Here is a 15,498-nt window from a genome sequence, read left to right on the forward strand (position 1 = left end):
TAAATTCTAGCCGTAAGCGCATAAATTCCTGCCGCAAACGCGCAAAACCTGCACCTAAGCGTACGTCTCCAAAATATCGTAGTTGGTGTTGCGCTTGGCGGGTATTTCGCCTACGTCGCGGATCAGCGCTATCATCTCGTCCTTACTCATCCGAAAGCTCGCGCCTGCGGCCTTTACGACGTTTTCCTCCATCATCGTGCTTCCCAGATCGTTCGCGCCGAATTTTAGCGCCAACTGCCCGATGTAGCTACCCTGCGTGACCCAGCTGCTTTGGACGTTTTTGAAATTATCCAAAAATAGCCGCGAAACGGCGAGTAGGCGCAAGTAGCGGTTTGGGCTTTGCTTTTTGATCTCTGGGTGCTCGCGCAAAAGGCGGGTGTTTTGCCCCTGGAAGCTCCATAAAATGAACGCTCGAAAGCCGCCCGTGCGATCTTGCAGCTCGCGGATTTTTTCCCAGTGTTCTACTATCTCGCGCGTGCTTTCCAGCGTGCCGAACATCATCGTGGCGGTCGTTTTCATGCCGATGCCGTGCGCCTCCTCGTGCACTCTAAGCCACGTGGCACTGTTACTTTTGCGCGGCGCGACCAGGTCTCGCACGCGGTCGCTTAAAATTTCGGCTCCGGCTCCGGGCATCGAGTAGAGCCCCTTGGCTTGCAGCCTGCGAAGCACTTCGAGCGTGCTGATGCCGCTAAGGCGCGCGATATAATCGATCTCGATCGCCGAGAAGCCGTGGATCGTGATGCTAGGGTACTTTTTGCGGATGAACTCCACCAGATCCTCGTACCATTCGATTTTCAGCTTCGGATGGACGCCGCCTTGAAATAAAATTTGCGTGCCGCCCACGGCGATGAGCTCCTCGATCTTTTCGCTAATCTGTTCAAAGCTCAGCACGTAGGCATCCGCGTCGCTTGCGTGGCGGTAAAATGCGCAAAATTTGCAATCCACCATGCAGGCATTGGTGTAGTTTATGTTTCGATCGATGATGAAGGTCGTGACGCGGTCTGGGTGCAGCTCGCGCTTGCGCGCAAACGCCGCGCGTCCAAGCTCGTTCAGATCGGCGTGCTCGATCAGCTCTAGCGCCTCATCGGCGCTCATTCTAGCCATTAGCTCCCTTTAAATTTACATCGCTCGTGTCGGCATTGGAATTTTTATCGTCGGTACTCGTGCTGTCCGCGCCGCCTAAATTTACGCCGCCGTCATTTAAATTTACGCCGTCTGCGCCGCTAGAATTTAGACTGCCATCTTTTTTAACCACGATCTGACCGTTTTTTACGCCTAAAATTTCGACGCGGTCGCCTTCGTTAAGATCCGAAATTTCATCGCTTTTCCAAAACGTACTTTTGAAATATACCATGCCGTTTTTGACGATGCCGGTGCCGCTCTCGTCTAAAAAATTATCCTCGTGTTTCTCTTCGGGCTTGAAAAAGCGCGATTTTAGCGGCCTTTTAAGCGCGATTAGAAGCATGAAAGAAAGCACGAACGAAAGCAGAATTTGTACGTCCCAATCAAGGTGAAAGCCGAAGCTCAAAAGCCCCGTGATGAAAAATCCGGCGCTGAAAAATATAAAGGTAAAATCCATCACCAAAAGCTCGACGATCGCCAAAATCACGCCGATTATGATAAAAATCAGCGCGTTCATTTGAGCTCCTTCGCGCCGTTTTTGCCGAGGAATTCTTTAAGCACGCTAAGAGAGCCGATCAGCTCGCTCGTTTCGTAAGGCACTAGAATTTTATCCTTGCTCGGGTTTTTGGACAGCTCGCTGAAAGCATTTACGCGACCTTGCGCGAGCAGGTATTCCGCCGCAAAGCTGGAAGCGCTCATCGCTAAATTTATACTATCCATCGCATCTTTTTGACCCTGTGCTAGCGCGATCTGCTCGTATTTTTTCGCATCCGCCATACGCTCGATCGCCTCGGCTTCGAGAACCTTCTCCTGCTTTAGCGCCTCGGCGTTTCGGATGAGGGCTGCTTTTTCAGCCTCGGCTTTAAGCTCGATCGCGCGCTTTTCACGCTCGGCTTTCATCTGCATATTCATCGCCTCTTCGATACCGTGCGGTACCGAAATTTCGGAAATCTCTACGCGCATGATCTTTACGCCCCAGTTATCCGCAGCATCGCCCAGAGCGATTTGTAGCTTGGAATTTAGCTGATCGCGCGAGCTAAGCGTGCTATCTAGGCTCATCTCGCCGATCGCGCTACGTAGCGTCGTCATCGCTAAATTTGAAATTGCGCGGCGATAATCCTCGACATTGTAAAGCGCCATCTTACCGTCGATGACCTTTAAAAACACGATACCGTCGACGCTTATGTTGACGTTATCTTTTGTGATGACTTGCTGTTTGCTGATGTCTACGAGCTGTTCGCGCACGCTCATCTTAGCACGCACCGCGTCAAAAAACGGCACGATGATGTGAAAGCCGCCGTCTAGCACCTTATGAAAGCGACCCAGCCGCTCGATGATCAAAATTTCCGATTGTGAGACGATCTTGACCCCCATCTTTAGAATTGCCGCGATGAGGACGCAAAATACTATTACCGTAGTTACGAACCCTTCCATTTTCACTCCTGAATTAAAATTTCGCAATTATAGCATTTTTAGCTTATTTTGGCTTTTAAGGCGCGTCGTGATACAATTTCGCTAGATTTTTTATATTAAATTTACGGGATAAAATTTTATGATCAGATACATCGTCCTGCTTCGACATTCGCGCAACTACCGACTGCTCTTTTCGGCGGGTTTTATATGTATGTTCGGCTTGTGGTTTTCGGTGGTGGGGGTCGCTACGCTGCTCATAGGGCTTGGCGCACCTGTGTGGGCGATTACGGCGGTGGGCGTCGTTTCGTTCGTGCCGAACGTTTTTTTAGCGCCCATCAACGGCATCATCGTGGATAAATTTCAACCAAAGCCGCTGATGACGGCGATGTTTATAACCGAGATGATCAGTATTTTCATGCTGATTTTTATCGATAGTTTGGATTATCTGTGGCTGCTGCTTCTGATCGTGGTCGTGCGAAGCGTCGCAGGCACGCTGTTTTTTCAGACCGAATCCTCGACGCTGCCGAAATTCCTAAGCCGCCCCTATCTCAAGCTTGCTAACGAGATGACGGGCATTATCTGGACGATCACATATACTTTCGGAATGGCGAGTGCGGGTGTTTTTATCCACTATTTCGGCGTGCGAGCGGCGTTTATTTTGGATTTTTGCTTATATGTTTTTTCGTTTTTTATCCTGCTACGGCTAAATTTTAAAGACCTCGCAAGAAACGCGCCAGGGCCGGTGTTTAAGATGCTAAAGGAGGGCTTTTCTTACCTGCGCTCGCATCCTTTGGTGGTGCATCTCATCGTCCTTCACGCCTTCGTCGCCGTCACTACTTACGACAATCTCATCGCGCTTCTTGCGAAGTATAAATACAAAGAAATTTTAAGCGCCTCGCTAGTCATCGGGCTTATGAATATGTCGCGCTCGGCGGCTGCATTTTTCGGGCAGATATGGCTAAGCAAGATCGTGAATAAACATACGTTTTTTTGGCTATTGCTGGGGCAGTTTGCGGGCATCGCGCTGTGGGCGGTGCTGGAGTTTAACTACTGGCTTTCGTTTGCGGGCATGATCGCGGCGGGATTTTTCATCACGACGGTGTGGTCGTATTCTTTTACGCAGCTGCAAAACCACGTCGATAGGGAGTTTTTCGGGCGCGTTATCGCTTACAACGATATGGCGTATTTCATCGTCGCGACACTCGTGTCGGCTGCGATCGGATTTTTTTTCGAGCTTGGATTTTCGCTTTCGCAAATCACCTTCGGCATGGGCTTTATGTTTGCAATCGCGGCGTTTTATTATAAATTTTTGATCTACGAAAAAATTTAAAATTTTAAAGCTATCTTTTCGGCGCGATCTCGGGGCGAAAGATAGCAAATATAAATAAAAAGCTCATCGCCGCGAAAAATACCCAGATAAAGCCGTTTGCGCCCAAAAATTTCATCATCGCGCCGATTATCAAAGGCGAGCAGAGCGACGCGCTCGAATAGATAAAAAGCATTGCCGCTGAAATTTGCACGCGAGATGCGCCTTCGCCGGTGATGGAGTCGTTTGCACGCGCAATGGCGAGCGAATACAAAGGGAAAGCGCCAAATCCCAACATCAACGCAAGCGCGCACGTTAGGATGAAGCTTTTAGCAAAAAATAGCGCCGCGCAGGCTACGATACCGATGGCGCAAACTATCATTATGGCGCGTTTGCGACCGAACTTATCTGAAATAGTGCCGCAGACGAGCTGCGCTAAGAAGCCTCCTGCCATCGCCGATCCCATAAATGCGCCCACCGAGCCCACTCCAAGCCCTGCGCTTAGCACGAAAACGCTCGCCATCGAAAAAAAGCCGTTAATCAAAATGCCCGCGCAAACCACCGTCGCAAACGCAAGCGGCGGCACGATCGAAATTTGCGGCATCGAGATGCGCATGCGAGCGGGAACTCTGGGAGGGTTGAAGCGGATTAAATTTACCGGCAGCAACGCCAGGATGATGAAAAATGCGCTTAGCACGAAGACCTTCATCGTTCCGAAATTTAGCGCTAAAATTGCAACTCCTATCGCAAACGCGCCGTAAAAAACCGCTTCGTAGATCGCCAGCACGCGGGAGCGGATGGAGTTTGTGATCTTTGAGTTTATCCAGCTTTCGATTATCATCAAAAGCGCGTAATAACAAAAGCCCAAAATAAAGCGCAAAATCGCCCAATACACGAGGTTTGAGCCAAGATCATGCAGCATTGCAGCAATTCCGAAAAGCGCCGTAAAGACTGCGTATGCCCGCACGTACGAGAGCGCACCGATTATCGAAGGCACGAAAAAGCCGCTAAAGATCGCCCCTAAAAAGAAAAACGCCGAAATCGCTCCGATCTCAAGCTCGCTGTGGCCGGATTCTTTTAGCATGATGCCCGCGCTTGCGATAACTAGCGCGTCGCCGATAAACATAAAGAAAATCCCCAGAAATAGGGGGCTTAGCGAGCGTGCCGCGCGCATAGATTCAAACAATGACTTTCCCTTGGAATTAAATTTGGCGTATTGTAGCCTTTTATTGATTAAAGCTCGGTTTTTATGTAAAAAATATTTGAAAAATTTCGATTCGGATAGGGATTTTAAAAAGATGCGAAAATTTATAAAGGAAAACAAAGCCAAAATTTTATCGCAGATGCCTAAGATCAAGTGCAGGTAGCGCGCCGAAGAGCCCAGCGTGCGATAAAATTTTACCGCAGCGGTTTTAAAACAGCACGAGCCTTTAAATTTAGTGGCAGCCTGCAATGAAGCGCTGAAATTTTGAGATAAAATTTTAATCCAAACGTTAAAGCTCTAGCAGTCGTGCCTCGTCGCATCAAAGAGACGAGCTTTATTAAAAAGCCCTGTAGCCAAAACAACGATCCGCGCGGCTAAATTTCAAGATAAAATTTCAATCTTTGCGGATAAACTTATGCGGCTTGCTTCAAAGATAAAATTTTAAAATTTCGTAGAGCAAAACCGAGGCGCAAAAGGGGTAAAATTTTAAAGCTCTAGCCGTTTTGCATAATCCCCTTTAGGCTGCGATACTCCTCGCATTCGCCCGCCAGCTTCGCGTCGGTGCCGATGGCGAGAATGCGGCCGTTTTTCATCACCGCGATATTATCGGCGCGCTCGATCGTAGAGAGGCGGTGCGCGATTACAAAGACGATTTTGCTTTGTTTGATCTTTTCGATGACGTTTGAGATCTCCTTTTCGCTTGCGTTATCCAGCGCCGAAGTCGCCTCGTCGAATATTAAAATTTGCGGGTCTTTATACAGCGCGCGCGCGATGGCGATACGCTGGCGCTGCCCGCCGCTAAGATTAGCGCCGAACTCGCTAAGCACGGTGTAAATTCCATCCTTCATCGAGCTTACGAACTCATAGGCGTTGGCGAGCTTGAGCGCCTCTATGACGCGCTGCTCGTTAAATTCTGCACCATAGCTTACGTTTTGCGCGATCGTGTCGTTGAAAATATAGACGCGCTGGCTTACGAGGCCGATATTTTCGCGCAGGCTAGGGATGCTAAACTCGCCGATCTCGTCGTTGCCGTTGAATAAAATTTTACCGCTGCTTGCGTCGTAAAAGCGCATCAGTAGGTTCACGACCGAGCTTTTTCCGCCGCCGCTGTTTCCGACGAGCGCTAAAATTTCGCCCTTTTTGACGCTGAAGCTTATGTCTTTTAGCGCCGCTTTGTCGCCGTAGTTTAGCGACACGTCGCAAAAGCTCACCGAGCCTATCTCACCCATCTGCTTTCCGCCTCCGACGATCGTAGGCTCCAAATCGATTAGCTCAAACGTCCGCTCGCTCGCCGCGATGGCGTCTTGCATGTTGTTGTAGAGCGAGGAGACCTTTTTTATCGGGGTGTAAACCATAAAAAGCGCCGTAAGGAAGCTGAAAAAGCTGCCGATACTCATCTGGCCCGCGATGACCTCCTGTCCTCCGACGATGATCACCACGGCGATGCCCACGGCGCCTAGCATCTCCATGATCGGGCTTACCAGGCACGTCGTTACGACCGCCTTTAAATTTAGACCGAAAAATTTCTTGTTTTCGGCGTTAAATTTCTCCACTTCAAAGCTCTCGGCGTTGCTTGCCTTGACGATTTCGATGTTGGAGTAAATTTGGCTGAGCGCCGAGGAGATATCGGAGGTTTTCTCTTGAGACTCGCGCGAAATTTTTTTCATCCGCTTTGCAAGGCGCGAGAGCGGATATATCGCGCACGGAAAGACCACGAGCGCGAAAAATGAAAGCTTTGGGCTCTGATAGATCACGACGCCCAAAAGCCCCAAAATCGTAATGATCTGCGTGAAAAAATCGGGGATCATATTCGAAACCACGACGCGGATACGCTCGATGTCGTTGATCGTGCGGCTGATGAGCTCGCCCGTGCGGAAGCGGTTGAAAAAATCCACGTCCAGCCGCACGAGGCTTGCAACGAGCCTATCACGGAAGCGGCGCACCGTGTCTTGACCGATGAAGGCGGTGAAGTAGTTTTGCATAAACGCGCCGCCGCTTTTCATCGCAAAAACCACGATGATAGCGATCGGAAGCGTGTAGAGATACGGCTCGTTTTTTTCGACGAAAATTTTATTTAAGACGGGCTCGACCAGCTTCGCGCTCGCAGCAGTCGCCACGCTCGTCATCACCATACCCAAAATCGCCAATGCAAACTGCGGCTTGTAATCCCTAAAATAGGGCTTAAAGCGCGATAGTAAAGTTTTAAAGCCGTTCAAATGCTATCCTTTTTTATAAAATTTTTAAAATTTAAATCTCAAAATTCCTAAAATTTTAAAATTTATAATTCTAAAATTCCTTAAATTTTAGAATTTTGACCGCGATGCAGCACGAAATTTATGGGGCGGCGCGGGACTAATTTGCGCTTCGCAAGCTCGCTAAATCAACTCGCTCGCATGCGGCGACCGTGCGGACGACGCCGAGATTTAGCTTTTTGTTTGCCGCTTTTAAAGCGCAAAGCGACTTAAAAGCGAGCGAGTTTTTATTCATCGCGATTTCTAAACACTTTCGCACGTCATAAGCGTTAAATACTTTGAGGCGCCATAAAGCGCTACAAAGTGCCGTATCGTAATTGCATCGCGTTATATCGCTACTTCGCATCGCCGCGCCGCATTGCACTTTCATACTGCCGCGCCTTCAAAAAAATCGCGCTAAATTTATACGCAGCACTGTGACACTACCTCGCCGCGGCACTATTCCGCTACGCCGCAACTCGGCATAAGCTAAAAATCACGCTTTCATCATCGCGTCGACAGCGCCTACGAATGAAAATTGCGATCCGCCTTGTGTCTTCGCCGCCACATCGCCGTATCATTGTATCGCCGAATAAAAATTGCGCCGAAATATGCACGACCGCCGCAGTGCTACCATCGCACCGCCGAATGAAATCGCACTGAAATTTATGCGCGAATTAGCGTTAGGATTTGTACTCCGTATGACAAAAATCATAAAATTTAACGTAAAATTTCGCGCTAAATTTTACGTTTTACTCCGCTGCGACCTCCCAAACGGTGCCGCTAGGCGTATCCATCACTTCGATCTTCATATCCGTAAGGCGCGCTCTGATGGCGTCCGCGCTCGCAAAGTCCTTTTCCGCCTTTGCCTGCGCACGCTGTTTTATCAGCTCCTCGATCTGTACCCTCTGCTGCTCGCTCACGCCGAAGCGAAAGTATTCGGTCTCATCCTCGTATAAAATTCCAAGGGTATGCTTCGCAAACTCCAAATTTGCAGTGATTTGGGCCTTTAGCGCCTTGTCTTTTGGCGCACGATCTAGCGCTTCATTCGCGCTTGCTACGAAGCTATCGAGCACCGCAAGCGCGCCCGAGGTGTTAAGATCGTCGCTTAAAAACTCCATCATCTCCGATCTAAATTTAGCCTCCGCAGCAGGCAGTTCTGGCGCGGAATTTTTAGGCTTGGAATTCGGTGCCGCGTTTGGGCTTAAACTTTGAGATCCGCTCGAAGTTAAATTTCGCCCTGTATCCCCGCAGGTCTGCGCAGAGCTTGCGGATGAAATTTGCGCAGTATGTTCAGATACACATACCGCAGAATTTTGCCCCGTAGCGGGAGCTAAAACTTCACACACACGCTTTTTAAGGCGGTAAATTTTATCTAGCCTCTTTTTACTCGCAAGCAGATCGGTCACCGAATAATTAAAATTTGCCCTGTAATGCGAGCTTAAGAGATAAAATCTCAACGCCTCGCCCGGGGCGATTTTTAGAGCGTCTCGTACAAAAAAGGAGTTGCCTAGGCTCTTGCTCATCTTTTCGTTATTTACCTGCACGAAGCCGTTGTGAAGCCAGTATTTGCTTAGCGCTCTATGGCGGGCGCAGCGGCACTGCGCGGCTTCGTTTTCGTGATGCGGGAAGAGCAGATCGGCGCCGCCTGCGTGAATGTCGATGCAAAATTGCGGATCGCCGCTATCAAGGTGCGCTAAAATCATCGCTACGCACTCGCTGTGCCAGCCCGGGCGCCCTTTGCCAAACGGGCTATCGAACCAATTCTCGTCAAATTTCCACAGCACGAAGTCCTTTTCGTCGTGCTTGGCATCGTTTGAGGCGACGCGAGCGATGTTTTTGCCGGCGCCCTCTTTTTTGCCGCTAAGACTTAGATAATCCCCATCCTTGCGCGTGTCGAAGTAGATGCCGTCACCTGCGATCTCGTAGGCAAAGCCTTTTTTAAGAAGCGAGGATATGAGCTCGCAGATCGCGGCGATATTTTCGGTCGCTTTGGGCGAAATGCTCGCGTCCGCGACGTTTAGCGCGCTCATATCCTGCAAATATCTGCTGGTATAAAATTCCGTGATCTCCCCCAGACTCTTGCCGGTTTCCGCCATCTTTTTTAAAATTTTATCGTCGATGTCTGTGAAATTTCGCGCAAATTTAACCTCATAGCCCTCCGCTTGCAGTACGCGGCGCAGCAGATCGAAGCTTACGGCGCTTTTTGCGTGCCCCAAATGCGCATCGTCATAAACGGTCGGGCCGCAGGCGTAAATGCGCGCTAATCCCTCGCTAATGGGCTTAAACGGTAGCTTCTTTTTGCTCAAACTATCATAAATTACCATAATACAAGCCTTTTAAAATGTATAAAATCGCCGCTTCGCCCGCACAAAGCGCCGCGATCGCAATAATTTTTTTTGCGCGGATTATAGCCAAAAAGTTATTAAATCCAAAAAAATAGAGGTTAAAGCCGAGCAGAAATGCCCCCGTTATCGTGCTTGCAAATGCAAGCCCCACCGCACCGAAGGGTTTAAAAAACAGCGCGCACAAAGCGACATTTATAAAGACGCACCAGATCGAAATTTTCGCGCTTAGTTTCTGCTTCATATTCGCATACAGCCAGTGCGAAAAAATCCTAGATAGCCCAAACGGCACGAGCCCCACCATATACGCGCCGAGAACTGCGGCGCATTCGATGGAATTTTGGCGAGTAAATTCTCCGCGCTCAAACAGCAGCTGCGTGATCTCGTTTCGCAGCATCACGCCGCCTATCGCGGAAAGCCCGAGCAGCGCCAAAAGGAAGTAAAACCCGCGCTCGACGAGCGCCAGAGCCTGCGCGTCGTCGTGAGCTTTTACGAATTTGCTCATGCGCGGAAAGATCGCCGTGCTAAGCGCGATCGCAAAAAGCGCAAGCGGCAGCTGAAATATGCGGTTGGCGTAGTATAGATAGCTGATACTGCCGCTAGCAAGGAAGCTCGCAAAGAAGGTATCTATAAACGAGCTTAGCTGAAGTGCCGACGCACCGAGCACGCCTGCGAAAAAATTTTTATAAAAGCCCTGCGTCTGCGGTTTATCACCCCGCGCAAGCCGCGCAAAGCCGCCCGTTAAGACGCGCAACATTCCGGTGAACTTCAGCGCATAAACGTGCACCGCAAGCTGTAAAAGCCCGCCCGCTACGACGCCGAAGCTAAGATAAAGCACCGCCGTGGCGCCGTCCTTACCGCGAGCTAGCAGAAGCGCCGCGATCATCGCCAAATTTAAAAGCGCGGTCGAAAACGCCGTCGTAGCGAAGTGGTCGCGATACTGAAGCAGCGAGGCAAAGAGCGTAACGACAAAGATAAATGTAAGGTAGAAAAAATTTATCCGCACGTACGGCACCGCAAGACCGATCTGCTCGGCGCTAAATCCGTATGCCAAAACTTTAGTAAAAACGGGCGCGGCAAGCAGTACGAGCGCCGTTAAAAGCGCGATGAAAATACTAAATTTAATAAGCACCGCTGCGGCAAAAATTCCTTTTTTGTGCGCGGCGGTAAAGCTAGGCAAAAACGCCTGCGTAAAGGCTCCCTCGCCGAAGAGTCTGCGGAAAAGATTGGGCAGTTTAAACGCTACGAAAAACAGATCGCTGTAAATCCCCGCGCCCAAAACCGATGCGGTAAGCAGGTCGCGCACGAAACCCAAAACCCGCGAAACCAGCGTGCCTACGCTATTTGTAAAAAAGCCTCTGAGCATAAATCTCCATTAAATTTTATAAAATGCCAAGGTTGATTATATTATAATTTCCCCTATTTTTTGATTTTGGAGAGAAATTTTTGCGGAATTTAGCCTTTTCGCTCGAAAGCTCGGGCGGGAAAAATACCTTATCGCTACGCGGGCAGTGGAACTACAAAAGCTCGCACTCCCAGCTACTTGCACTAAAAAAAGCGGTAAAAAATCTAAACGAGCTGGAGCTAAGCTTAAGCGAAATTTCAAATTTAGACTATTTCATGGCGTTGATGATCAAAAACGCCCTTGCCGGCAAGCGGGTTAGCCTTGTGGAGGATGGCAGCAAAGCTGCCAAAATTTTAAGCTTTATGGATGATAAAACGATCGATTTTAGCTACGTACCCGAGTCTCGCAGGCTAAATTTTTTAGCGCAGATCGGACTTTATTGCCATCTTGGAATTCTAGGCTTGCTAAGCCTTGCAAGCTTTTTAGGCGAGTTTTTTTCTAAACTCGCGGCTTTTATAATTCATCCGATGAAATTCCGCTTCAAAGAAACCGTAAATTTCATTAAAGATAGCGGCATAGACGCGCTTTTCATAGTCTCACTGACGGCATTTTTGATCGGCATCGTGCTTGCTTACATCGGCTCGGATATGCTTTCTAAATTTGGCGCCAGCATCTATATCATCGATATTATGGGCTCTTTGACGCTGCGCGAGGTGGCGCCTCTAATCGCCGCTATCGTTATCGCAGGTCGCTCGGCTTCGAGCTTTACGGCACAGATCGGCGTGATGAAGATCACAGAAGAGATCGATGCGATGAGGACGATGGGCTTTGATCCGTTTTATTTTCTTGCGATGCCGCGCATTATCGCGATGGTACTAATCATGCCGCTAGTCATTTTTATCGCAGATTCGGTAAGTATTTTGGCTCAGATGATTGTGTGTGACGCGTATTTAGACATAGCCTTTAACGATTATTTGGATAGATTTAAGGCTTCTGTAGAGCTTAGGCATTTTTTAGTGGGTATGATTAAAGCGCCGTTTTTCGGGGCATTCATCGCTATCATCGGCTGTATGCGGGGTTTTGAGGTCAAAGGAAATACCCAAAGCATCGGCGAATACACCACGATCAGCGTCGTAAATGCGATATTTTGGGTCATCGCGATCGACGCGGTCTTTGCGGTTCTGTTTTCGGAAATCGGACTATGAGCGAGCAAGTGCAATCCGGCGAAAGCGCTAAAATTATAGTCGCGCGCGACGTTACTACCGCGTATGGATCGCGCGTTATGCACGATTGCGTGAGTTTTAGCGTCAAAAGAGGCGAAATTTACGGCTTTTTAGGCGGCAGCGGCAGCGGTAAAACGACGTTAATGAAAACGCTCATATTTTTAAAGCGCCCGCAAAGCGGCGAGATTAAAATTTTCGGGCGCGATATTTGGCGCGCGAGCGAGGCGGAGCAAAACGAGATCCGCCTAAAATGCGGCGTGATGTTTCAGTTCGGTGCGCTTTACAGCTCAATGAGCGTGCTCGAAAACGTAGGCGTGCTGCTTCGCGAATACTCTAAATTTAACGAGCGCGAGATAGATGAGCTATCGATGTTTTGGATCCAAAAGGTGGGACTTAAAAAAGAGGCCGCCGCGCTTAGGCCAAACGAGCTTAGCGGCGGTATGAAAAAGCGCGTGGCGCTGGCTCGCGCGCTAGCACTTAGTCCTGAAATTTTATTTTTGGACGAGCCAAACTCGGGGCTTGATCCGCTCAGCGCCAGAGCCCTTGATAGGCTTGTTTGCGAGCTTAGAGACAGCCTCGGCGTCACGGTCGTTATGGTGACGCACGACGTGGATAGTATCTTTGACATTTTGGATCGGTTTTTGATCGTGGATAATCAAAAAATCGCTTTTGAAGGAAATATCGAGGAGATTTCAAGCCTAGAGAATAACCCGCTCGAAGAGCTATTTAAGATGCGACAAAGAGATTAAACTTCGGAATTTACCGAGCCGAAATATGCATCGCGGCGGGTAAAATTTAGATAGGTAGGAGCTGAAATTTTAAAATAGCAGCGGAAGAATTTTAAATTTTAAACCTAGCGAGGAATTCCCGGCTCCGCAGGGCTTAAATTTTAAAATTTAGACCTTAGCGGCTCAATCGAAATTTTAAACTTCGCCAGGAATTTTAGACCCCCGCGAGCATAAAATTTTAAAATTTAAACGGGGTGCATTTGCGGGATAGCGCATTGAAATTTTAAAATTTCGACGAGTAAGCGGCGTTAAATTAAACCGGGGCGGTAAAATTTTACGCTAAAATACGACGTGACGATATTTTGAAATTTCAAAATGCACGCTAAGCTTTAAAATTTAAACTCAGATGATTCTGCAAATTTTGCGACTATTTGAGAAAGTGCTAAGTTTTAAAATTTAAGCCCAAATGGCTATTTTAAGGCATATCGCAGGGCTTAAATTTTACGCTCTGAAATTAGGAGAAAAGATTGGAAAATAGAACTTCATACACGATAGTAGGCGCATTTGTTATGATTTGCGTCGCGGCTCTTACGGCATTTATGTGGTGGATGCTTACAAAGACTGATCGCAGCGAAAGCTACCGCTCCTACTATATCCACACAAAAGAGCTTCCCGTAGGTATTAAGGAGAATTCCGAGGTTAAATTTATCGGCGTAAATGCGGGCATCATCAAAAGTATCGACTTCGCCGATATCGAAAATGCGATTATTGAGATTGAAATTTCGGTAAAAAGCAAGCTACCGATCTCGCAAGATAGCGTCGCTAAGGTAGAATCTCAAGGCATCAGCGGAATCGCGTTTATAAATATCACGAAAGGAAGCGGCAAGCTTTTTCCGCCGAATGATAAAAAGCCGATAATTGCGCTGGACAAAACACTTCTTGACAAAATCGGCTCTAAAGCTGAAGTCATCACCGATAGCGTGAGTGAGATGGTCTTTAAAATTAATGGGCTGTTGTCGAAGCAAAATACCGATAAAGTGGATAGAATTCTATCTTCGATGGATAAATTTAGCGCCGAGCTAAGTGATGAGAAAAAATTCCAAAGCCTAGACGCGCTGCTTGCTAACGTAAATACTCTCATAGCGAATTTAAACGAGCGCGAGAAGGAGCTAGACGCGCTGCTAGATAATCTAAACGCCTTTGCCGTGAGTGCTGCCAATCTATCGAATTCACTGGATAAAACCGCAGGCATCATCACTAAGCGTATCGATCGCGGCGAGTACAATCTAAAAGCGATCTTGGATCCTACGCTTGAGGAGGCAAAAAACACTCTTGGCGAGCTCAAAAAATCGCTTAGAGAATTCCAAGGCGCGATGTTTAGGCTAGAGGACAATCCTTATGATTTCTTTTTCAAAGACACTTCTAAAAGCGCGGATCGCGACGATAAAAAGGAATAAAGATGAAAAATTTTATAAAGTTTACGCTTGCTGCGACGCTGGCAGCGATATTTTTAGGCGGCTGCTTAGCTAAGCAGGCTAAGCCATACACTTACTACGAGCTGCGTTATGATCAAAAGCACTGCGTAAATCCTAGCGGTGCGCGCAAAAATATCTTTATCGACACCATCACAGCGACCGATCTCGTCGATAGGCGGGATATTTTAATAGTGGATTTTAGAAACCGAACGCGGTTCGCAAGCGACGCCAAATTTATCACGATGCCTAGCGAGATGGTATATAAGGCGCTGCTTGATGCGGCATTTTCCACCTGCTCGCTAAATCCGATATTTGTGCCAAAAGAGCGGGATTTGCGCCTAAAAACCAGTATCGTAGCGCTTCAGGTCAATAACGATCAAGCAACCGTCACGATGGGATATGAAATTTTGAATTCTTTAGAAAGCATAAAATCCGGTATCGTCACTAAGCGCGTTTTCGTGCCTGATCCTAGCTCGCAAAGCATTTATAATGCCCTAAATTTAGCGCTTAATGAGAGCATAAACGAAATTTTAAAGGCTCTTAGATGATAGCGGCGATCGAAGGAATTATCACGCGCAAGGAGCCCACTGCTTGCGTTATTAAATGCGCTAGCGGCGTGAGCTACGCTCTTTCGTTGTCATTAAATACCTCCGCGAAGCTCACGCAGGGCAAGCTGACCGAGCTTGCGTGCGTGCAAATTCTGCGCGAGGATGCCGATTTGCTGTATGGGTTTTTAGACGAGAGTGAAAAAAGGATGTTTGAAACCCTAATCAAGCTTAGTGGCGTAGGTGCAAGCACGGCGATGGCGGTTTGCTCGACGCTCGCTCCGCAGGATTTTGCGCGTTGCGTAGCTACAGGGGATGCTGCGACGCTAACTTCAGTTCCGGGTATCGGCCCAAAGACTGCTAGACGGATCATTGCCGAACTAGGCGATGCGAAGCTAATGGAATTCGGTCCTAGCGAGACTTATAAAAATGAAGCGGCGTCCGCGCTACAAAGCCTTGGATTTAAGCGCGATAAGATCAATCAAATTTTAGCGGGCTGCAGTAGCACGAATACGTCAGATCTTGTCAAAGAGGCGTTAAAAAAATTAGCGTAGAAAATAA

14 protein-coding genes are annotated in these 15,498 nt (G+C 48.3%); 6 read left to right on the forward strand and 8 right to left on the reverse strand.

Annotation, left to right across the window (positions count from 1 at the left end):
• Window positions 1–54 precede the first annotated feature (54 nt).
• Genes Q0198_RS05640 through Q0198_RS05650 form a run of 3 tightly spaced genes read right to left on the reverse strand, consistent with a single transcriptional unit; the run spans window position 55 to window position 2,556 of the window.
• Window positions 55–1,104, reverse strand: coding sequence for a dehypoxanthine futalosine cyclase (locus tag Q0198_RS05640; RefSeq protein ID WP_297895964.1), 1,050 nt, complete (start codon window positions 1,102–1,104; stop codon window positions 55–57).
• Window positions 1,097–1,639 carry an NfeD family protein gene (locus tag Q0198_RS05645; RefSeq protein ID WP_297895966.1) on the reverse strand — a complete coding sequence of 181 codons (543 nt, stop codon included), beginning with the start codon at window positions 1,637–1,639 and terminating at the stop codon, window positions 1,097–1,099. The genes Q0198_RS05640 and Q0198_RS05645 overlap by 8 nt, the downstream gene beginning before the upstream one ends.
• Window positions 1,636–2,556 (reverse strand): stomatin-like protein, encoded by a 921-nt coding sequence (locus Q0198_RS05650; protein ID WP_297895968.1) that lies wholly within the window; start codon window positions 2,554–2,556, stop codon window positions 1,636–1,638. Before Q0198_RS05650 ends, Q0198_RS05645 begins: the two co-directional genes overlap by 4 nt.
• Window positions 2,557–2,674: 118 nt before the next feature.
• On the opposite strand from Q0198_RS05650, the gene Q0198_RS05655 reads away from it, so the two are divergent.
• Entirely contained in the window at window positions 2,675–3,865 is a 1,191-nt protein-coding gene (locus tag Q0198_RS05655) for an MFS transporter (protein WP_297895969.1), read from the forward strand.
• A gap of 10 nt (window positions 3,866–3,875) precedes the next feature.
• On the opposite strand, the gene Q0198_RS05660 is transcribed toward Q0198_RS05655, so the two are convergent.
• The 5 genes from Q0198_RS05660 to murJ form a co-directional block, all read right to left on the reverse strand.
• Window positions 3,876–5,027 carry an MFS transporter gene (locus Q0198_RS05660; RefSeq protein ID WP_297895970.1) on the reverse strand — a complete coding sequence of 384 codons (1,152 nt, stop codon included), beginning with the start codon at window positions 5,025–5,027 and terminating at the stop codon, window positions 3,876–3,878.
• Between the two features lie 512 nt (window positions 5,028–5,539).
• Complete coding sequence (locus Q0198_RS05665; protein ID WP_297895972.1) at window positions 5,540–7,261, reverse strand: ABC transporter ATP-binding protein; 1,722 nt, start codon at window positions 7,259–7,261, stop codon at window positions 5,540–5,542.
• A 136-nt stretch (window positions 7,262–7,397) separates the two neighbouring features.
• Window positions 7,398–7,667, reverse strand: a complete 270-nt coding sequence (locus Q0198_RS05670; protein WP_297895973.1) for a hypothetical protein — start codon at window positions 7,665–7,667, stop codon at window positions 7,398–7,400.
• A 361-nt stretch (window positions 7,668–8,028) separates the two neighbouring features.
• On the reverse strand, window positions 8,029–9,603 hold the full coding sequence (cysS, locus tag Q0198_RS05675; RefSeq protein WP_297895974.1) for a cysteine--tRNA ligase: 1,575 nt from the start codon (window positions 9,601–9,603) through the stop codon (window positions 8,029–8,031).
• Window positions 9,590–10,987 (reverse strand): murein biosynthesis integral membrane protein MurJ, encoded by a 1,398-nt coding sequence (gene murJ, locus Q0198_RS05680; protein WP_297895976.1) that lies wholly within the window; start codon window positions 10,985–10,987, stop codon window positions 9,590–9,592. Before murJ ends, cysS begins: the two co-directional genes overlap by 14 nt.
• Window positions 10,988–11,067: 80 nt before the next feature.
• On the opposite strand from murJ, the gene Q0198_RS05685 reads away from it, so the two are divergent.
• From Q0198_RS05685 to ruvA, 5 genes are all read left to right on the forward strand, one after another.
• Window positions 11,068–12,171 (forward strand): ABC transporter permease, encoded by a 1,104-nt coding sequence (locus Q0198_RS05685; protein ID WP_297895978.1) that lies wholly within the window; start codon window positions 11,068–11,070, stop codon window positions 12,169–12,171.
• Entirely contained in the window at window positions 12,168–12,938 is a 771-nt protein-coding gene (locus tag Q0198_RS05690) for an ATP-binding cassette domain-containing protein (RefSeq protein ID WP_297895980.1), read from the forward strand. The genes Q0198_RS05685 and Q0198_RS05690 overlap by 4 nt, the downstream gene beginning before the upstream one ends.
• Window positions 12,939–13,444: 506 nt before the next feature.
• Window positions 13,445–14,374: an MlaD family protein gene (locus tag Q0198_RS05695; RefSeq protein ID WP_297895982.1), complete on the forward strand. Its 930-nt coding sequence runs from the start codon at window positions 13,445–13,447 to the stop codon at window positions 14,372–14,374.
• A 2-nt stretch (window positions 14,375–14,376) separates the two neighbouring features.
• Window positions 14,377–14,940, forward strand: a complete 564-nt coding sequence (locus Q0198_RS05700; RefSeq protein ID WP_297895983.1) for a hypothetical protein — start codon at window positions 14,377–14,379, stop codon at window positions 14,938–14,940.
• Window positions 14,937–15,491, forward strand: a complete 555-nt coding sequence (ruvA, locus tag Q0198_RS05705; RefSeq protein ID WP_297895985.1) for a Holliday junction branch migration protein RuvA — start codon at window positions 14,937–14,939, stop codon at window positions 15,489–15,491. The genes Q0198_RS05700 and ruvA overlap by 4 nt, the downstream gene beginning before the upstream one ends.
• Window positions 15,492–15,498: the final 7 nt, after the last annotated feature.

This window comes from uncultured Campylobacter sp. (assembly GCF_938045205.1).
Lineage (GTDB): Bacteria > Campylobacterota > Campylobacteria > Campylobacterales > Campylobacteraceae > Campylobacter_B.